This window comes from Arthrobacter sp. NQ4 (genome assembly GCF_029077345.1).
In the GTDB taxonomy this organism is placed as follows: Bacteria; Actinomycetota; Actinomycetes; order Actinomycetales; family Micrococcaceae; genus Arthrobacter.
In genome coordinates this window covers 21,334-40,553 of the sequence record NZ_JARETC010000019.1, presented here as the reverse complement: position 1 = coordinate 40,553, position 19,220 = coordinate 21,334, and the positions used below count along the sequence as shown (strand labels likewise).

Genomic DNA, 19,220 nt, shown 5'->3' with positions numbered 1-19,220 from the left:
GCGCCGGCCGCCTCTGGGCCACCGCCATGCGCAAAAAAGGCCGCGACATCCCCGCCGAACTCGCCCACATCGCCGAAGGCATCCAGGACTCCGGCACCACCCGCCAGGAAGCCGCCACCCTCCTCGCCGGTTAGGCCACTGCGCTCCGGCCTGGTGCTGTTTTGGGGGGCACCAGGCCGGAAGACAACAGGAGACTGGGGAGGCCGGCAAGGGAAGCCGCCGGCCTCCCCCCGGCGCGTCCGCCCAGCCCGGCAACCCGCTCAGCTGTTGCCGCGCACCACCGGGATGCTCGCCGTCGGCAATCCGCTGGGGAACACCGTGGGTTCCGGTTCCGCGACCGGTTCCAGTGGAACCCGCACCGGCTCGTTGCCCACCATCAGCCGCTGGCCACGGACGTCAATCTCCAGCGGACCGCCGTCCTGGACCGTCAGCGTGATAAAGCCGGCGGCGAGCTGGACCAGCAGCAGGCGGCCCCTGATCTTCAGGTGGAAGGTCAGCCCCTCCCACTCCGCGGGAAGGCGGGGATCGAAGTACGGGACCGGGCCTTGGTCGCGCATGCCGGCGAAACCGCACACCAGCGAACTCCAAACTCCGCCGGTGGAGGCGATATGCACGCCGTCGATCGTGTTGCCGTGCGTGTTGTCAAGGTCAATGAAGGCGGCATTGGTGAAGTGGTCCAGGGCCTCCCTCGAATAGCCCACCTCGGCCGCCATGATCCCCTGGACGCAGGCGGACAGTGTGGAATCGCCGGTGGTGATGGGATCGTAGAAGTCGAAGGCCCGCTGCTTCTCCTCAGCCGTGAAGTCCTGCCACTGCAGGAACATGGCCAGGACCGTATCGGCCTGCTTCAGTACCTGGTGCCGGTAGATGACCAGCGGGTGGAAGTGCAGCAGCAGCGGATACTTGGACCGCGGCGTGGTCCAGTCCCAGGCCTCCAGGGTCATGAAGTCGTTGTCCTGGGAGTGGACCTGCATCCGGTCATCGAAGGGCAACTGCATGCGGTTGGCGGCCGCCTCCCACAGCTGGCGCTCCTCGTGGGTGATGCCTGCGTGCCCAAGCGCGGCGGCGGCACGCAGGTTGAAGCGGGCCATCACGTTCGTGTACAGGTTGTCATTCACCACTGCCGTGTACTCATCAGGGCCGGTGACGCCGTGGATGTGGAAGAGCCCGTCCTTGCCAAAGAAGCCCAGGGAGATCCACATCCGGGCCGTCTCGATCAGCAGTTCAGCGCCCATGCCATCCCGGAATCCGGCATCCCCGGTTGCCCAGAGGTACCTGTTGGTGGCGAAGGCAATCGCGGCGGCGATATGGAACTGTGCGGTACCGGCCGCGTAATAGGCGCTGGCCTCGAGCCCGTTGATGGTGCGCCACGGGAAGAGGGCGCCGTCCACGCTCAGCTCCTTCGCCCGGATCCTGGCCTCGGGAAGCATGCCGTGGCGGAACTCGAGGACCTGCCGGGCGCCGTCGGGGTTGGTGTAGGTAAGGTACGGCAGCAGGTACACCTCCTGGTCCCAGAAGTAGTGCCCCTCGTAGCCCGAGCCCGTCACGCCTTTGGCGGGAATGCCGGCAACATCGGCACGCGCCGTGGCCTGGGCCAGCTGGAACAGGTTCCAGCGGATGGCCTGCTGCAGCCCGGGCCGGCCGCCCTCAACCACAATGTCCGAGGTGGCCCAGTAGCCGCGGTAGTGGGCCATGCTTTCGGCAAAGATGCTGTCCACCGGGCGGAGGGCCTCCTCAGCCACTGCGGCCGCATCCACGTCCGGGTCCTGGACGGTGGGGCCGGCTGCGTAGCTGACGGTCTTTTCCAGCCGGAACGGGTCACCGGCGTCCACTGCAAGGACGTACCGGACGGTGCTGTCGTCCTGGTCCACCACCGTTTCGAACGGCTGGTGGCCGGCGGAGGTCCAGTGGTCCACCGCGATCCCCACCCGCTGCTTGGACTCGGCTGCCTCCCAGGACAACCGCAGCGAGCCGTCGCCGCCGTCCAGCCGCACGGGGAGCAGCACCCGCCCGGCGTGCCGTCCCGCCCGGCGGGGATCGTGGACGGAGTGGTCTTCCACCGGCTGGTCCTGGCGGTTGATCACTGCGGAGGTGACGTCCAGGGAGATTTGCCGGTCCGCATCCACCTCCAGGGAAATGCCCAGGCAGCCGCGGGATTCGTAGCCCACCGCCCGCCGTTCCGTGGTGGTCACCGTGGCGCCGGAACGGCACTGCCAGGTGATGCGGCACTCGTAGATCCCGGTGGAGAAGTCGACGCTCCGGCGGTAGTCCAGGACCTCTGATTCGGCGAGGCTGAGGTTTTCGCCGTCCACCACCACGGTGAAGTTGTTGGCGTCGGGGATGTAGAGGATTCGCTGGCCCGTCCGGGCGAAGCCAAAGGCGTTTTCGGCGTGCTTGATGTCCCAGATTTCGTGCAGGCCGTTGATGAAGCTGCCTGGCAGCTCTGCGTCGGCCGCCGCCCAATGGGCACCCCTGATGCCCAGATGGCCGTTGCCCAGGGCGAACAGGGCCTCCAGGGTTCCGGCGCCATCGGTTCCGTAGCGCGTTTCGACGAGTTGCCAGGGGGTATCGGGGAACCGTTCGCGGTCCGCGGAGATCAATGCCATGGTCGGGGTCCTTTTGGCCTTGCTGTGGTGCCGGACTGGCCGGCACGGAATATTCGGGGGAAGGGCAATACTCGGATGGGTGCTGCCGGGGAGCAGCAGGGTTGCCCGGGGCAGGCAACGGGGTTTGAGGCCTGGGTTTAGGGGACGAGTTCCTGGAGGTCGTTGACCACCAGGGTGGCTCCGGCGTCCAGGAGCGTCTGCCGCCCGGCGCCACGGTCCACGCCGATCACGGAGTGGAACGATCCCGCGTGTCCGGCCTGAACCCCTGACACAGCGTCCTCGACCACTACGCACTCCGGACTGGAGAGGTCCAGGAGTTTGGCCGCGTATTCGTAGGTGGCCGGGCTTGGTTTTCCGGGCAGGCCCTGTTCCGCGGCCACCACACCGTCCACCACCACGGGGAAATAGTGGCTGAGTCCGGCGGCTTTGAGGACGGCAGGGGCATTGCGGGAGGAAGAGACGACGGCGACCTTGAGTCCGCGTTCCAGGGCGGCTTCGAGGAAGCGGACCGAGCCTTGGAACGGTTCGACGCCGGCGCTCACGATGTCATTGAAGATCGCGTTCTTCCGGTTGCCCAGGCCCTGGACGGTTTCGTGGGCAGGGTCGTCATCCAGCGGGCCTTCCGGGAGCGTGATCCCCCGCGAAGCCAGGAAGTCGCGCACACCGTCAAAGCGGGGCTTGCCGTCGATGTGGTCGAAGTAGTCGCTTTCCCGGTACCCGGGGACCTCCGGATGCGAGGCCAGGTAGCCATCGAACAGTTCCTGCCAGGCGCGCTCGTGCACGGTGGCGGTGGGCGTCAGAACGCCGTCCAGGTCAAAGAGGATTGCTGCGGCGCCGGTCCAGCCGGCGGTCCCAGCTGCAGTTTCGAGTGTCATCGGCAGTGCGGTGTCCTTTCGGTTCGTGGACAGCCGGCCCTGCCGGGACAGCCTGAAGGAGGATACTGCTGCGCCTCATGCACGCAGCATTACTTCCTTGTCCGCCCGCTGCAGGACCGATCATGGCCGTAGACGAGTGTAAGCGCTTGCAAATTTCGCTGGCAACTGTTTTTTCGTACCCACCGATGGGGCAGCTACACAGTCAGCGCAGCACGTAGTGGCGCAGGAAGGCGCTGACGTCCACCATCTCGGTCTTGGACATCGCATGCCCCATTCCCGGGTACGTCCGGGCCGTCAGCAGCGTGTTCTTTTCCAGCCACTCCGCGGTGTAGGCAACGGCGTCCTCGTTGATCACCAGGTCCGCCTTGTCCCGGCCCCAAAAAAAGGGCGGCCTGACGTCAAAGGAGTCCGTCACCGAGAGGAGCTCGTTGTTGAGCACAAAGCCGGACAGTCCCACAACGGCCTTGTAGTCATCCGGGTGCAGCCGCAGGAGCGTACTGGCCATGGCCATGCCCTGCGAGTAACCCATCAGGGTGACGCTGCTGTGCTGGTCCCTGACGGAACTGATCCAGGCCCGCACCGAGTTGGCGGCGGAGATGACATCCGCGAAGTCGTTCGCCAGGAAGTAGTCGAGCAGGAACCAGCCCCAGTGGTCCCCGATGGGCATCGGAGCCCGCAGGGCGGCAAACGTGAACTCGGGAGGCAGGTACTCGAAGAGGCGCACCATCCGGGACTCGTCCGTACCGTAACCGTGCATCATCACCAGCAGGGGGGTGCCTGCGCGCTGGTCCTCCGGCTTGGACCACACAACTGTTTCCACTGGTCAAGCCTAACTACGGAAGCACGACGCCCCGCCCGGATCATTGAATCCGCAATCACCGGGAGGTAGCGTGACGCTTGATAGACAGCAGGCTTGGCTTTTGGCAGTGTACGCACCACCCTCCCGTATCGCCCTACCAGCGCCGCGCAGCCCGCGGCCATAAGGAGCAAGTCATGAGAATCGGATCGTCAATCTTCCTCATCGCCCTCGGCGCCATCCTTGCCTGGGCCGTGGCGCCCGGACTCATCCCGTTCGTGGACCAGCAACTGGTGGGCTACATCCTCATGGCGGTAGGCGTAATCGGGCTGATCGCCTCACTCATCCTCGCTTCCCCGGGCCGCAGCCGCCGGGTCAGCGAGTCCCGCTCGGTCATCGATCCCACCACCGGCGAGCGCATCACCCGCCACGAAAGCCGGGACGGCGGCATCTAGCCGGGCCACCACCGGGGACGGGATCCGGGCCACCACCGATGAACCCGAAAAGCCGGGCTGGACCACCACGTGTCCAGCCCGGCTTTTTCGCGCCTGCGCCCGGGCCTGAAAAAGCTCGATCTTGTTTCATGTTGGTTTCCATTGACAAACCAACAGAACCAAAGATAAAGTCAAGTAACTCAACATCAATGTGATGCCAGTCACGCAGGACCGGGAAGACGGCCAGGCGTACAGACTCACAGCAGGACCTACGCAACGGAGGGTATGTGTTCGCCGAAGAGCGCCAGCAGCAGATTGCCGAGCTTGTAGCCGGCAGCGGCCGGGTCAGCGTGACCCTGCTGGCTGAGCGCTTCCGCATCACCACCGAGACGGTGCGCAGGGACCTTGCAGCCCTCGAAAACGCCGGCACGGTCCGCCGTGTCCACGGTGGGGCCGTTGCGGCAGACCGCTTCAGCACCACCGAGGAAAGCGTCACTGAACGGGCCATCCAGCGGCCGGACCAAAAGATCCGGATCGCCGAAGCCGCCCTTGCCCTGATCCCCCGGAACTCGCCCGCCAGCGTCCTGATGGACGGAGGCACCACCACCGAGGTGCTTGCCGACATGCTGGCCCGCCGCGCCGCCGTCGAACCTTCCGACGGAACGGGCCCCCAGCACGAACTGGTGGTCATCACCCACGCAGTACCCATTGCCAGCAAACTCTCCAACGTCCCCGGCGTTGCCCTGCAGATCCTGGGCGGCCGGGTTCGCGGCCTCACCCAGGTGGCCGTGGGGCAGGCAACGGTGAACGCTGCCGCCCGGATCCGCCCTGACATCGCGTTCATCGGAACCAACGGCATCCACGCCACCTTTGGCGTCAGTACTCCCGATCCTGAAGAAGCCGCCGTCAAGGCAGCCTTCGTCCAGTCGGCACGCCGCATTGTGGTGCTGGCCGACTCCTCCAAGCTGGACACGGAAACCCTGGTCCAGTTCGCCTCCCTGAAAGATCTGGACACCTTGATCACAGACAGTGAACCCGGACCTGAACTCGCAGCCGCCCTGGAAGAGGCCGGCGTTGATGTGGTGGTCGCATGATCGTCACCTTCACGGCCAACCCCAGCCTTGACCGGACCGTCGCCCTTCCCGGCCCGTTGGAGCGTGGCGAGGTACAGCGCGCCGTCTCCGTCCGCCAGGAATCCGGCGGCAAGGGCGTCAACGTCTCCCGCGCCCTGGTCGCCTCGGGACTGGAGTCCCTTGCCGTCCTCCCCGGCGCGGACAGCGATCCCGTCCTGGCCGGGCTGCGCGAGCACGCAGTGCCCTTCGTTTCGCTTCCCATCGACGAGCCGCTGCGCACCAACGTGGCGCTCACCGAACCCGGCGGCGTGACCACCAAGATCAACGAACCGGGCCCCGCACTGGATGAGAACCAGCAGGAAGCCCTCATCAAGCTGCTGGTCGAAAGCTCGCGCGGCGCCACCTGGGTGGTCCTGGCCGGCTCTCTGCCGCCGGGATTCCCCTCTGACTTCTACGCAACGGCAGCCCGCCGCCTGCGTTCTTCCGCCGACGGCACCGCCCCGCGGATCGCCGTCGACTCGTCCGGCCTGCCACTCGCGGCTGCCCTCACCGGCGGCCCGGAAGGCATGCCCGACCTCCTGAAGCCCAACGCCGAGGAACTGGCGGAGCTGGCCGCAGCTGCCGGTTTCCCCCCGGCATCCGGTGACGAACTGGAAGCGGATCCGGCTGCTGCCGCTGCCGCCGCAGCCGCCGTCGTCCGTTCCGGTGTGGGTGCTGTGCTGGCAACTCTCGGTTCCAAGGGAGCTGTCCTCGTTACGGCCGACGGCGCGTGGCTGGCCACGCACCCGCCGGTCGCCGCGGTCAGCACGGTGGGTGCGGGCGACTCCGCACTTGCCGGCTACCTGCTTGCCCATGGCCGGGGCGCCGCCCCTGCCGACTGCCTTCGTCAGGCGGTGGCCCATGGTGCCGCCGCTGCCTCGCTGCCGGGTTCCACCGTTCCGGCAGTAAACCAAACCACCCCGGATGCCGTAACCATCACGGCCCTTCGAAAGGATTGACAGTGACCCAGCTCATCACCACGGACCTGGTCGAGCTCGACCAGAACCTGGGCAACGCCCCCGAGACGGTGATCCGGCATCTGGCAAGCAAGGTAGCTGCCACCGGACGCGCATCAGAAGTCGAAGGACTCTTCGCCGACGCCTTCGCCCGCGAGCAGAAGACCGCCACGGGAATCCCCGGCGGCATCGCCATCCCGCACTGCCGCTCCGCCGCCGTCACCGTGCCCACCCTGGCCATGGCCCGCCTGAACCCCAAGGTGGACTTCGGTGCCAAGGACGGCCCCGCTGACCTGGTGTTCTTCATCGCCGCTCCGGACGGAGCGGACCAGGAGCACCTGAAGCTGCTCTCCAAGCTGGCCCGGTCGCTCATCAAAAAGGACTTCACGGCGGCCCTCCGCAACGCCTCCTCCGAGGCGGAGATCGTGGAACTCGTGGACGGCGCCCTGGCGGACAAGCCCGCAGCCCACGCCGCAGCGGCTCCGGCCGATGCAGTTCCGGTCGGCGCCGGAGTAGGCGCAGCCGGGGCAGCTGGTGCCAGTGCCGTGGGTGCCCCCTCAGGGGCTTCCACCGGTTCGGCCGCCCGCGGACCCAAGCGCCTGGTAGCCGTCACCGCGTGCCCCACCGGCATCGCCCACACCTACATGGCGGCCGACTCCCTCGTGGCAGCTGCCAAGGAAGTGGGCGTAGACCTGCAGGTGGAAACCCAGGGTTCCTCCGGCGCCAAGGCACTGGACCCCGCGGTCATCGCCGCAGCAGACGCCGTCATCTTCGCCGTGGACGTGGACGTGCGCGGCAAGGAGCGCTTCGCCGGCAAGCCGGTCATCAATGCCCCCGTAAAGCGCGGCATCGACGAACCGGACAAGATGGTCCAGGAAGCACTCGCCGCGGCAGAGAACCCCAACGCCCGCCGAGTCCCGCACTTCGGCGCGGAAGAACAGGCCGAGCACGAGGCTGAGGAAAAGGGCGAGCACATCGGCCAGAAGCTCAAGAAGGCCCTGCTCACCGGTGTCAGCTACATGATTCCGTTCGTGGCCGGCGGCGGCCTGCTGATCGCCCTCGGCTTCCTCATGGGCGGCTACCTGATCACCAAGTACGCGGACACCATCGTTGTCCAGAACAGCCTGTTCAACCTGCCCACCGAATTCCCCGAAAACGCCTGGGGTCCGCTGGGCGCGTACCTCGGCGCGGTCCTGTTCAAGATCGGCGCCTTGTCGCTCGGGTTCCTGGTTCCGGCGCTGGCAGGCTACATCGCCTACGCCATCGCTGACCGTCCGGGCATCGCGCCCGGCTTCGTTGCCGGTGCAGTTGCCGGGTTCATGGGTGCCGGCTTCCTGGGCGGCATCGTTGGCGGCCTGCTGGCCGGCTACATCGCCCACGTGGTGGGGCGCCTGCAGGTGGCACGCTGGCTGCGCGGCCTGATGCCCGTGGTGATCATCCCGCTGCTGGCCTCGCTGGTGGCTTCGGGCCTGATGTTCGTGATCCTGGGCGGCCCCATCGTCGCCATCACCAACGGCCTGAACTCCTGGCTGTCCGGCCTCACCGGTGCCGGCGCCATCGCCCTGGGCGTGATCCTGGGCCTGATGATGTGCTTCGACCTCGGCGGCCCGGTCAACAAGGTTGCCTACTCCTTCGCCGTCGCCGGCCTTGGTGCCGCCACCATCGACAACCAGGCTCCGTGGCAGATCATGGCCGCCGTCATGGCGTCCGGCATGGTTCCGCCGCTGGCCATGGCCCTGGCCTCCACCGTCCTGAACAAGAAGCTTTTCAGCCTGGCGGAGCAGGAAAACGGCAAGGCAGCATGGCTGCTGGGTGCGTCCTTCATCTCCGAAGGTGCCATCCCGTTCGCCGCGGCCGATCCGCTGCGCGTTATCCCCGCCAGCATGCTGGGCGGTGCGGTGACCGGTGCCATCTCGATGGCTGCGGGCGTCGGATCCAAGGCACCCCACGGCGGAATCTTCGTCTTCTTCGCCATCGACAACTTCCTGATGTTCGTTGTTTCGATCATCGTCGGCGTGGTGGTTACCGCCCTGTCGGTCATCGCCCTCAAGCGCTGGGCAGTCAAGAAGACCGTTGATACGGTTGAACCGGTTCCCGTAACCGTCTGAGCCGGTTTAGCCACAGACCTTCCCGGCGCTGAACCATCAGCACGCCGAAAGACAAAGGAGCAAAAATGCCAGAACGCACCGCAACAGTCGCCAGCCGCGTGGGCCTGCACGCCCGCCCCGCCGCTATCTTTGCCGAGGCAGCCGGAGAGTTCGACCTGGACATCACCATCGCCCGTGAAGGCGAGCCGGCAGACGAGGCCATGGATGCCGCCAGCATCCTGTCCCTCATGAGCCTGGGCGCCTCACACGGCGACGTGGTGGTCCTCCGCGCCGAAGGTGCCGGCGCAGACGATGCGCTGGAGCGCCTGGTGCAGATCCTCGAAACGGATCACGACGCCGAGTAGCAGCTGCGCTGCCCCAGGCAGCACAACGCCGGCGGCCGCCGTCGGGCTTTCCTCCCAAGGGAAACGTCCGACGGCGGCCGCCCGGTTTTAACCCCCAGCCCACCCGGGCGGGGAGCAGTCAGCCGCGCTCGGCGAGCGCCTTGACGTCCGCCACGAGCTTGTCCCACATGCCCTTGGAGTGCGCGGCAGCTTCCTCGCTGGGGTTGTTGTCCTGCGACAGCGAAAGCCTCGTGGCACCGTCCTGGTCCTCCAGCGTCCATTCGAGCGTGTGGTAGTTCTCCGGCTTGTCCTCCTGGCCGGACAACGGGCTGAAGTGGGTGTACACCAGTTTCCGGCCTGGTTCGACCTCGAGGATCCGGCCCTTGTCCTGGAAGGGCTTTCCCTCCCACTCCCCCTGCCATGTGATGGGGCTGCCGACCCTCCAGTCGGTCTGCAGGGTTGCCCCGAACATGAACTCCTTCACGGCGGCGGGGTCGGTGATCACCTCCCACACGCGTTCCGGCCCGGCGTCGATCATGGTGACGGACGTTGCTACATGGTTTTCGGTCATGCTGCAGCCTTTCTTGCCGTGAAGAGCAGGTACTCCCACTCCATCTGGAACGGGGAATCGCCGTGCGCATCACCGAAGGAATCGGCAAGGTCGGTCAGGGCCTTGTCCAGGGCCTTGACCTTTTCCTGGTCCTCGCCCAGGAATTTGTAGACGGCGATGATGGGGCCGTAGTGGGACTTGAAATACCGGACGAAGTCCGCGGGCTGGTGGAAGCTCCTGACGGCCAGGTTCTGTTTGCGGGTGTGAACGTCGGTGATCCGGTCCCCCAGCAGTTCGCGGACATGCTCCTCGCTCCCCCACAGCGGGGCCGGCTGCGCGCCGGGCGGGGGCGGCGGGGCAAACGGCTTCAGTGCGGCCAGCATCTGCCCGACGAATCCTTCCGGCGTCCAGCTGAGCAGCCCGACGGAGCCGCCCGGCTTGCAGACCCGGAGCAGCTCGTCCGCGGCCGCCTGGTGATGCGGCGCGAACATCACCCCGATGCAGGACATCACGGCGTCGAACTCCGCATCACCAAAGGGCAGGGCTTCCGCGTCGCCCTCCTGCCACTCCAGGCTGACGCCACGGTTGGCTGCCTCTTTGCGCCCTGCCTCAAAAAGTTCAGGAGTAAGGTCGCTGGCCACCGCCTTGGCACCCATCATGGCCGCGGGAATGGCCGCGTTGCCGGTTCCGGCCGCAACGTCCAGGACCCGTTGGCGTGACCTGATGCCGCAGGCCTCCACCAGGACGGCGCCCAGTTCCAGGAGCATCTCGTCCGCGAGGGCGGGGTAATCCCCTGACGCCCACATGGCCCGGTGCTTTCTCTTCAGCTCCCGGTCCGCCTCCACTGCATCGGTCTGCTGGCTCATGTCCGTGCCCCTCTACGTGTCAGGTCCACATGGGTGACAGCACGCTGTTGGCACAGCGGAGGCTGCGATGCGACTCATTGTGGGCGCGTTGGAGGCCGCTGTAAAGGCGGTGTTTCCCGAAAGCGCGCCGGACCGGCCGGCGAGGCCCTTCCGGGATGCCGTCCCGAGTGCCGGTCAGGCCGGCTTGCGCGCCCTGGTGGTCTTGGCAGCCGGCTTTGCCGCGGCCTTTGCGCCGGACGCCTTGGTGTCCGCCGTGCCCGTGCCGGAGGACTTGGACGCGGTTGTTTTAGCTGCAGCGGACTTGGCCGCCGTGGATTTGGCGGCAGTGGATTTGGCTGTCGTCGACTTGGACGCCGTGGACTTGGCGGAAGCCGGTGTGGACTTCGCTGATGACCGGGCGGCCGGTTTGGCATCGTCCGTGCCGGTCTTCGCTGCCGCCGTCCTGGACGCGGCCGCCTTGGTGCCGGACTGCCTGCGCGCAGGTTTGGCAGTCTCAGTTTCCTCGTCCCCTGCGTCCGCTTCGTCGTCGGATTCCCCGCCGGCGGAGGCAGCTTCCCCGCCGCCGCGCTTCCGGTCCAGGCTCCGTTTGAGGGCCTCCATGAGGTCGATGACCTCGCCCTTGCCGCCCTCGCCGGCTTCCACGCCAAAGGTTTCCTCCGTGTCCAGCGATTCGCCCTGTTCCAGCTTGGCGTCGATCAGCTGGCGGAGCTGCACCTGGTACTCGTCGGTGAAGGAGTCTGGTTCGAAGTCGGCGGCCATGGATTCCACCAGCGCCGCTGACATGTCACGTTCCTGGGCGGAGATCCTGATGTCCGCCTCCAGGGACGGGAAGCTCGCCTCGCGCACCTCGTCGGGCCAGAGCAGGGACTGCAGCACCAGGACGTCGTCCTTGATCCGCAGGGCACCCAGCCGGGTCTTCTCGCGCAGTGCGAATTGGACGATGGCCACCCGGTCCGTGTCCTCCAGCGCGCGGCGCAGCAGAACGTAGGCCTTGGGCGACTTGGAATCCGGCTCCAGGTAATAGCTCTTCTCGAACATCATGGGTTCGAGCTGCTCCGACGGCACGAACTGCACCACTTCGATCTCGTGGCTGTTCTCGGCGGGAATGGACTTGAGCTCATCCTTGGACAGCACCACCGTGCGGCCGTCCTCCTCGAAGGCCTTCTCGATGTCCGAGTAGTCCACCACCTCGCTGCAGACCTCGCACCGGCGCTGGTAGCGGATCCTGCCGCCATCGGCATTGTGAACCTGGTGCAGACTGATGTCATGATCCTCAGTGGCGCTGTAGACCTTCACGGGCACGTTGACCAGGCCGAACGCGATGGCACCTTTCCAGATGGCTCTCATTCATACAGTCAACATCAGAGCGGGCCGGAGGTGAAGCCCCATGGCAGGTAGCCGGGAACGTGTCCGGGTGGCGGGGCGCGAACTGACACTGACCAACCTGGACAAGATCATCTACCCGGAGACCGGCACCACCAAGGCGGATGTGCTGGCCTACTACGCCGCAGTGGCGCACGTCCTGATACCGGCGGCCGCCAACCGCCCGGCCACGCGGAAGCGGTGGGTCAACGGGGTGGGCACCGCGGACAAACCGGGAGAGGTGTTTTTCCAGAAGGACCTGGAGGACTCAGCCCCCGGCTGGCTGCCCCGGGCCGCGATCACCCACAAGGACCGGACCATCCACTACCCCCTGGTCAACGACGCCGCCACGCTGGCCTGGTTCGGCCAGATCAACTCCCTCGAAATCCACGTGCCGCAGTGGCGGGTGGATTCGCACGGCCACCAGCTCAATCCGGACCGGCTGGTGCTGGACCTGGACCCGGGCGACGGTGCCGGGCTGCCGGAATGCCGGGAGGTGGCCCTCCTGGCCCGGACCATCCTGCAGGACGTGGGCCTGGACCCGGTCCCGGTGACCAGCGGCAGCAAGGGCATCCACCTGTACGCGTCGCTGGACGGCAGCCAGACCTCGGAACAGATCTCCGCTTTCGCCCGTGAACTGGCCCGGGCACTCGAGGCCGACCACCCGGACCTTGCCGTCAGCGACATGAAGAAATCCCTGCGCACGGGCAAGGTGCTGGTGGACTGGAGCCAGAACAACGCGGCAAAAACCACGGTGGTCCCCTACTCGCTGCGCGGCAGGCCCACGCCCATGGTGGCCGCCCCGCGGACATGGCGGGAAATCCAGTCTCCCACGCTGAAGCACCTGGACTACCAGGAGGTGCTGCGCCGGGTGCGGGACGGCAAGGACCCGTTCGCCGCCGTCGTCAACGCCGCGGCAGGCGCGGCGGCGGGTGGGACAACCGACAGCCCGGACCAGGGGGACGCACACCACGACGCCGACGCCCGGCTGGGCAGGTACCGTTCCATGCGCGACCCCAAGGCGACCCCCGAACCGTTCGCTGGCATCCCGGCCGGCGGCAACAGTTTTGTCATCCAGGAGCACCACGCCAGCCGCCTGCACTGGGACCTGCGGCTGGAACACGAGGGGGTCCTGGCGTCATGGGCCCTGCCCAAGGGCGTCCCGGAATCCGGTGGCAGGAACCATCTGGCAGTCCAGACCGAGGACCATCCCATGGACTACCTCACCTTCCACGGCACCATCCCCAAGGGGCAGTACGGCGCGGGCGAGATGACGATTTGGGACACCGGCACCTACGAACTGCACAAGTGGATCAACGGCAAGGAAGTCATTGTCACCCTGACGGGCTCGGAAAGCGGCGGCCTGGGCGGCAGCAGGAAGGTGGCCCTCATCCACACCGGACGCGGGCAAGGCAAGGACGCCGAAAACCAATGGCTCATCCACCTGATGGACCAGGAGCAGCAAGGCGGACGACGACGGCAGCCGGCCCGGGCAGTGCCGGAACCTTCGCAGGACGCCGGCGGCGAAGAGGCGTCCGAGGCTCCCGCAGCAACGCACAGCGCTCCCGCCGACCCGCTGGAGTACGCGCCCATGATGGCAACCTCAGGAAGCACCGCCGACCTGCACGGCAGCACGTGGCAGTACGAGCTCAAGTGGGACGGCGTCCGGGCGCTGCTGGTGGCGGACAGCGAAAAGGTCCGGATCTTCTCCCGCAACGGCAATGATGTCACCAAGACCTACCCCGAGTTCACGGACCGGGCCTGCTGGCCGGAGCAGCCGTTCGTGGCGGATGGTGAGATCATCGCCGTCGGGCCCGGTGGAAGGCCTGACTTTGGCCTGCTGCAGGGGCGGATGAAACTCACCCGGGCCGCCGACGTCGCCAAAGCCCGCACCTCGATCCCGGTCCAGCTGATGCTGTTCGACCTGCTCTTCGACGACGGCAAGGACCTCCGGCGCCTGCCGCTCAGCACACGGCGGCAGCGGCTGGAGGAATTCTTCCGTCCCTCCGGCTGCCCGGTGGACCTGTCCATGGTGCTTGAGGAATCCGTGGACCTCCTCCTCGACAGCGCCCGGGAGCTCGGCCTTGAAGGCGTGATGGCCAAGAGGACCGACAGCCGCTACGTGAGCGGGCAGCGGACCAGGACCTGGATCAAACTCAAGACGGAGCAGACGCAGGAAGTGGTGGTGGGCGGCTGGCGGCCGGGGAAGGGCGGGCGGCAGGACACCGTGGGATCGCTGCTGGTAGGCATTCCCGACGGCGGCAAGCTGCAGTACGTGGGCCGGGTCGGATCCGGTTTCAGCAGCCGGGAGCTCACGGAACTCCGCCAGACGGTGGAACGCCTGGGCCGGAAGACCTCACCGTTCCACGACGTCCCCCGGCCGGATTCCGCCGACGCCCACTGGGTATCACCGGAGCTTGTAGGCGAGGTGACCTACAGCGAGTGGACGGGCCCGGGCAGGCTCAGGCATCCACGGTGGCGGGGCTGGCGCCTCGACAAGGACCCGTCTGACGTGGTCCGCGAAGGGTGAGCCCGGCGCGATGACTCCCGGCGGGGCGCACGCTTTTCGGCGCGCTTGCGGGTCCGCGGCGCGCAAATTACCTGGCGTCCCCCGATGTCGGGGGCGCCAGGTAACTTCCGTGTCGATATGGACAGCGCGCGTCGCCATGCTGGATCCGCGCGCTGCAGGCAGCTATGAGGAGTGCGGCATCTGCGGCCGGCCGGTGCGGTGGACCGCCACCACGGCGGCCTCGTGCCCCATCCGGCCGTGGCCGGCGCCGCGGTCCTTCGGGTGCCTGCGCTTTCCCATTCCGTCCGGCCACCCGCCCTGCCCTGCCAGCGGAACGCCACCCGTTGCCGCGGGGCCGGGCGTAACAGGCGCATCCATGGCTGCGGCAAGGTGGTCCGCCACCTCAGGCCTGATGTGGAACTGGTTGGATTCTTCACCCATGTGGTTCTTCCCTTCTTTCCTTCGTTCTTCCTTGAAACGAATGCCGACGAAAGCGCCCGGGCGCGCGGACTACTGCCCGGAAAGAAGTGTGTTCATCGCTCTACCATAGGCACGTCCGGGGCTGCTGGGAACCCCTCCGGGGACCGTGGCAGCGGTCACTTTTTGCGGCCGGTTTCCCGCGGGAGCGGGCTTGAAACGGAGCAACTTGGAAAAATTTTGGTAACGGCGCCGTTCATCAGCCTGCTTCCCAGTGATCACGCGGGAAAAGCCGGGGGAAAAATTTCCGGAACCGGCCCCATATCGGGCCCAAAAGGGAGCATGCTACGCCATCAAACTGCCCGGACGCTAGAGGAATCCCGTAAAATTGAAGGCCTGCCCGGAGCGGGGCAGCTACAAGTCGCAAGCAAATGACCTCCACAGGAGTTGCCCAAATGCCCACAGACCGAAGCATGACCGACTCTTCAGCAGGCGCCAGGAGCGCCCGCGGAACCGACCCTGCAGCCCCCACGGCTGCCAAGAAGCCCAGGCTGCTGCCACGCCGCCGGCTCAAGGAATCCGATGTCAACGTGGTGGACCAGCCCATGCTCAAAAAAGCACTGGGCGGCACGATCGTTGGCAACACCATGGAGTGGTACGACGTAGGCGTTTTCGGCTACCTCATCACCACCATGGGCCCGGTGTTCCTCCCTGAATCCGATCCCACCACCCAGACGCTGTTCCTGCTGGGAACCTTTGCCGCCACCTTCATCGCCCGTCCCCTGGGCGGCGTGATCTTCGGCTGGCTGGGCGACAAGATGGGCCGCCAGAAGATCCTGGCCACCACGCTGATGATCATGGCGGCCAGCACGTTCGCCGTCGGCCTCCTGCCCGGATACGCCCAGATCGGCCTCTGGGCTGCAGCGCTCCTGGTGCTTCTCAAGGTCATCCAGGGCTTCTCCACCGGCGGCGAGTACGCCGGCGCCACCACGTTCGTCAGCGAGTACGCCGCTGACAAGCGCCGCGGCTTCTTCGCCAGCTTCCTGGACCTGGGCAGCTACCTCGGCTTCGCCATCGGCGCTGCCTTGGTCTCTGTCCTGCAGCTGACCCTGGGCCAGGGCACCATGGAGGACTGGGGATGGCGCATCCCGTTCCTGGTTGCCGGGCCGCTGGGCCTGATCGCCGTGTACTTCCGGAGCAAGATCGAGGAATCGCCGCAGTTCCAGGCCACCCTTGACGCCCAGGAAGAAAACGCCAAGAACGCCTCCGCCGGGGACACCGCCACGGCCAAGGGACCCGTCGGTATCGTCAAGGCCTACTGGCGCCCCATCATTGTGGCCATGGTTGTTGTGGCCGCTGCCAACACTGCCGGCTACGCGCTGACGTCCTACATGCCCACGTACCTGACCGAGTCCAAGGGCTACGACGAGGTGCACGGCACGCTGCTGACGATCCCCGTCCTGGTGGTCATGAGCCTCTGCATCCCGCTGACCGGCAAGCTCTCCGACCGGATTGGCCGCCGTCCCGTGCTCTGGATCGGCGCTGTCAGTACTATCGTCCTGGCCATCCCGGCGTTCATGCTGATTGGCATTGGGCAGATCTGGTCCACCCTCGCGGGCCTGGCCCTGATCGCTTTCCCCGTGACCTTCTACGTGGCCAACCTGGCATCGGCACTGCCGGCCCAGTTCCCCACCTCCAGCCGGTACGGAGCGATGGGCATTGCCTACAACTTCGCCGTAGCCATCTTCGGCGGAACCACCCCGTTCATCGTGGCCGCGCTGATCGGGGCCACCGGCAACGACATGATGCCGGCGTACTACCTGATGGCCACCTCACTGGTGGGCGCCGTGGCCATCTACTTCCTGAAGGAATCCGCCAACCGGCCGCTCCCGGGATCGATGCCCAGCGTTGACACCCAGGCAGAGGCCAAGGAACTGGTGGCGACCCAGGACGAGAACCCGCTGATCAACCTGGACGAACTGCCGTTCGACACCCAGGACGGCACCGACCCCCACGCACACCGCGGGGTTCCGGCCGGGGCATAGGCCCAGCCTCCCGGGCACTCTTGTAGCCCACGCTCACAGGCCCGTCCCGCGTGCTTCCTTGGGGGAAGCACGCTGGGCGGGCCTTTGCGCGCCTGCCCGATGTCCTCCCGTGACTGCCGGCATGTGGCTCTGCATGGGGCGCGGTGATACGGTCGCAAGGGCCCTCGGGCTGCAGTAGATCCATAGAAACAGGACAGGTCGGGACATGAAGCGCGTTGTGGAGCAGGTACGCGCGCTCCACCGGTTGGAACCTGCCAACGGCGACCACCTTGCCGCGCTCCGCGTGGCCCTCAGCGTGGCGGTACCGTCGCTGCTCCTGCTGGCCGCCGGCCGTACCGACCTCATCATCTACGCCGTGTTCGGCGCGCTCACCGGCATGTACGGCCGCTCGGAACCGCACCAGCTCCGGCTCCGCCACCAGGGCCAGGGCGCCCTGGTGCTGCTCACCGGCGTGGTGGTGGGAGTAACGCTCTCCATCAACCACATCCACTCCTGGTGGCTCGTGGCAGTGGAAGCGACCCTGGCCGGAGTGGGGTCGGTATACGCGGACAGGGTACGGCTGAAACCCAACGGGCCCTTCTTTGGAATCCTCGCCCTGGGCGCCTGCGCTTCCGTTCCCACCGCAGTCCCCTGGTACACCGCCATGCTCATCGCGGTGGCGTCGTCGGTATTCTCCATCCTGATTGGCTTCAGCGGCTGGGTTCGGCGGCGGTCCTGGGAGCCAGGAGCCACCCGGAGCGTCCCGCGCCGTTCGGCGGCGGGGCGCCGGGAGTTGTCAGTCCACGCCGCCCGGTACGTCCTGGCGGTGGGTGCCGCCGGGACCGTGGGCGTCATCAGCGGCAGCGGCCACCCGCACTGGGCCATGGCCGCGGCCGCCGTACCCCTTGCCGGAGCAGACCTGCCCAGCAGCGTCCGGCGGGGCGTCCACCGCATCGTCGGGACGTTCCTGGGACTGGCGGTCACCGCCGTCGTCATCATCCCGGGACCCTGGACCCTGGCGGCGCTGTACCCGGCGCTTCAGGAGCCGGTACACCGGGCGGTGGTGCTGGCGCTGCTGGTGATCCTCTTCCAGTTCGCCACGGAACTGTTCATGACCAGGCACTATGGCCTGGCCATGGTCTGGTTCACCCCGGTCATCCTGCTGATAACCCAGCTGGCCTCCCCCACCGAACCCCGGGTCCTGATCCTTGAGCGGGCCGTGGAGACGCTGGTGGGCGCGCTGCTGGGGATCCTGGTGGTGCTGGCCGTCCGCAGGTCCGGTGCCCGGCCGCGGAAGGCCCTTCCCGGGCTGCCGGCCAGGCGCCCCGGCCTACTTCGGCTTCCGCGCCGGCCCGGCCATTAGCCGCGCCGGCGCCACCTTGGCCACGGCGGCAACCACTTTGTACCTCTTGGAGGGGATGGACACCGCCTTGCCGCGTTCATTGTCCGCCAGGCCTTCCCTGACCACCCGCTCCGCGCGCAGCCACGTCCAGGACGGGGCCACCGACTTGTCCATCCCCATCCGGTCGTGGAACTCCGTATGGGTGAAGCCCGGGCAGACGGCTGTGACCTTGATGCCCCGCTTGCGATAGGCCAGGTTTGCCCACCGGCTGAAGCTCACCAGCCACGCCTTCGCCGCCGAGTAGGTGCCGCGCGGCAGGAACGCAGCCACACTGGCCACATTGATGATCCTGCCCTCCCCGCGCTCCAGCATCCCCCTGAGTGCCGCGTGGGTGAGCACCATGGACGTTTCCGCGTGCAGCTTCAGGTGGCGCCTCTCCTCCGCTGCGTGGTTGTCCTCAAAGTTGTGCAGCAGGCCGATCCCGGCGTTGTTCACCAGGATCCCCACCGGCCGCGTGGCGTCCTCAAGGCGTTCGACGACGGCCGCGACGTCGTCGTCCTGCGTCAGGTCGGCGGGAAGCACCTCAGCCGTGACGCCGTACCGCCGCCGGAAGTCTTCCGCTGTTTCTGCAAGCCGGGACGCGTTGCGCGCCACCAGGACCAGGTCATGCCCCTGGGCAGCGAGCTGCTCGGCAAATTCGTGGCCCAGGCCGGCGCTGGCGCCAGTAACGAGTGCTGTGGTTCGGGTGGTGGTTGGCGTCATGCTGCAAGCCTAGCCAGAGAGACGGCTGTGTGGGCTGTTGTGGCTGCTGGCTGCGGGGCTGATTCCCAGCCGTAACTTGTGCAACAAATAGTAAGCATGCTTTGCTTACGGTGATAGATGAACCTCCGCAAGCAGTTCGCGGCGGGGCTGCCAATGCCGGCGGTTCCGTGAAGAAGCC

16 protein-coding genes and 1 pseudogene are annotated in these 19,220 nt (G+C 67.0%); 9 read left to right on the top strand and 8 right to left on the bottom strand.

Going from position 1 to position 19,220, the window contains the following annotated elements:
• Positions 1 to 134: pseudogene (locus tag PUN51_RS20000) on the top strand (lipoyl synthase); the annotation flags it as partial.
• A gap of 126 nt (positions 135 to 260) precedes the next feature.
• On the opposite strand, the gene PUN51_RS19995 reads toward PUN51_RS20000, so the two are convergent.
• The 3 genes from PUN51_RS19995 to PUN51_RS19985 all read right to left on the bottom strand — a co-directional run bounded on the left by PUN51_RS19995 (position 261) and on the right by PUN51_RS19985 (position 4,301).
• Entirely contained in the window at positions 261 to 2,606 is a 2,346-nt protein-coding gene (locus PUN51_RS19995; RefSeq protein ID WP_224024534.1) for a glycoside hydrolase family 65 protein, read from the bottom strand.
• 137 nt (positions 2,607 to 2,743) lie between these two features.
• Positions 2,744 to 3,481 carry an HAD family hydrolase gene (locus tag PUN51_RS19990; protein ID WP_159633811.1) on the bottom strand — a complete coding sequence of 246 codons (738 nt, stop codon included), beginning with the start codon at positions 3,479 to 3,481 and terminating at the stop codon, positions 2,744 to 2,746.
• A gap of 202 nt (positions 3,482 to 3,683) precedes the next feature.
• A complete protein-coding gene (locus PUN51_RS19985) occupies positions 3,684 to 4,301 on the bottom strand; it encodes an alpha/beta hydrolase (RefSeq protein ID WP_224024532.1) in 618 nt (205 codons plus the stop codon).
• Positions 4,302 to 4,474: 173 nt separating this feature from the next.
• On the opposite strand from PUN51_RS19985, the gene PUN51_RS19980 reads away from it, so the two are divergent.
• From PUN51_RS19980 to PUN51_RS19960, 5 genes are all read left to right on the top strand, one after another.
• A complete protein-coding gene (locus PUN51_RS19980) occupies positions 4,475 to 4,732 on the top strand; it encodes a DUF6458 family protein (RefSeq protein ID WP_159633816.1) in 258 nt (85 codons plus the stop codon).
• A gap of 266 nt (positions 4,733 to 4,998) precedes the next feature.
• Positions 4,999 to 5,805 (top strand): DeoR/GlpR family DNA-binding transcription regulator, encoded by an 807-nt coding sequence (locus PUN51_RS19975; RefSeq protein ID WP_224024530.1) that lies wholly within the window; start codon positions 4,999 to 5,001, stop codon positions 5,803 to 5,805.
• Positions 5,802 to 6,782 (top strand): 1-phosphofructokinase family hexose kinase, encoded by a 981-nt coding sequence (locus PUN51_RS19970; protein WP_275182276.1) that lies wholly within the window; start codon positions 5,802 to 5,804, stop codon positions 6,780 to 6,782. Before PUN51_RS19975 ends, PUN51_RS19970 begins: the two co-directional genes overlap by 4 nt.
• Positions 6,783 to 6,784: 2 nt before the next feature.
• A complete protein-coding gene (locus PUN51_RS19965) occupies positions 6,785 to 8,887 on the top strand; it encodes a PTS fructose transporter subunit IIABC (RefSeq protein ID WP_275182275.1) in 2,103 nt (700 codons plus the stop codon).
• A 65-nt stretch (positions 8,888 to 8,952) separates the two neighbouring features.
• Positions 8,953 to 9,231: an HPr family phosphocarrier protein gene (locus tag PUN51_RS19960; RefSeq protein ID WP_015935750.1), complete on the top strand. Its 279-nt coding sequence runs from the start codon at positions 8,953 to 8,955 to the stop codon at positions 9,229 to 9,231.
• A 118-nt stretch (positions 9,232 to 9,349) separates the two neighbouring features.
• On the opposite strand, the gene PUN51_RS19955 is transcribed toward PUN51_RS19960, so the two are convergent.
• The 3 genes from PUN51_RS19955 to ku all read right to left on the bottom strand — a co-directional run bounded on the left by PUN51_RS19955 (position 9,350) and on the right by ku (position 11,973).
• Positions 9,350 to 9,781, bottom strand: coding sequence for an SRPBCC domain-containing protein (locus tag PUN51_RS19955; protein WP_275182274.1), 432 nt, complete (start codon positions 9,779 to 9,781; stop codon positions 9,350 to 9,352).
• Positions 9,778 to 10,626 carry a class I SAM-dependent methyltransferase gene (locus PUN51_RS19950; RefSeq protein ID WP_275182273.1) on the bottom strand — a complete coding sequence of 283 codons (849 nt, stop codon included), beginning with the start codon at positions 10,624 to 10,626 and terminating at the stop codon, positions 9,778 to 9,780. Before PUN51_RS19950 ends, PUN51_RS19955 begins: the two co-directional genes overlap by 4 nt.
• Before the next feature lie 174 nt (positions 10,627 to 10,800).
• Positions 10,801 to 11,973 carry a non-homologous end joining protein Ku gene (ku, locus tag PUN51_RS19945; protein WP_275182272.1) on the bottom strand — a complete coding sequence of 391 codons (1,173 nt, stop codon included), beginning with the start codon at positions 11,971 to 11,973 and terminating at the stop codon, positions 10,801 to 10,803.
• 40 nt (positions 11,974 to 12,013) lie between these two features.
• Here ku and PUN51_RS19940 point away from each other — a divergent pair, with 40 nt between their 5' ends.
• Entirely contained in the window at positions 12,014 to 14,518 is a 2,505-nt protein-coding gene (locus PUN51_RS19940) for an ATP-dependent DNA ligase (protein ID WP_224024519.1), read from the top strand.
• Positions 14,519 to 14,680: 162 nt separating this feature from the next.
• On the opposite strand, the gene PUN51_RS19935 is transcribed toward PUN51_RS19940, so the two are convergent.
• A complete protein-coding gene (locus PUN51_RS19935) occupies positions 14,681 to 14,938 on the bottom strand; it encodes a hypothetical protein (RefSeq protein ID WP_275182271.1) in 258 nt (85 codons plus the stop codon).
• A 431-nt stretch (positions 14,939 to 15,369) separates the two neighbouring features.
• Here PUN51_RS19935 and PUN51_RS19930 point away from each other — a divergent pair, with 431 nt between their 5' ends.
• Positions 15,370 to 16,959 (top strand): MFS transporter, encoded by a 1,590-nt coding sequence (locus PUN51_RS19930; RefSeq protein ID WP_159633843.1) that lies wholly within the window; start codon positions 15,370 to 15,372, stop codon positions 16,957 to 16,959.
• Between the two features lie 205 nt (positions 16,960 to 17,164).
• Positions 17,165 to 18,301, top strand: coding sequence for an FUSC family protein (locus PUN51_RS19925; RefSeq protein WP_275182270.1), 1,137 nt, complete (start codon positions 17,165 to 17,167; stop codon positions 18,299 to 18,301).
• Here the strand turns inward: PUN51_RS19925 and PUN51_RS19920 are convergent.
• The gene (locus PUN51_RS19920) at positions 18,269 to 19,042 is read right to left on the bottom strand and encodes an SDR family NAD(P)-dependent oxidoreductase (protein ID WP_159633849.1); all 774 of its coding nucleotides are present in this window, start codon (positions 19,040 to 19,042) and stop codon (positions 18,269 to 18,271) included. The two genes, PUN51_RS19925 and PUN51_RS19920, sit on opposite strands and share 33 nt — an antisense overlap.
• Positions 19,043 to 19,220 lie beyond the last annotated feature (178 nt).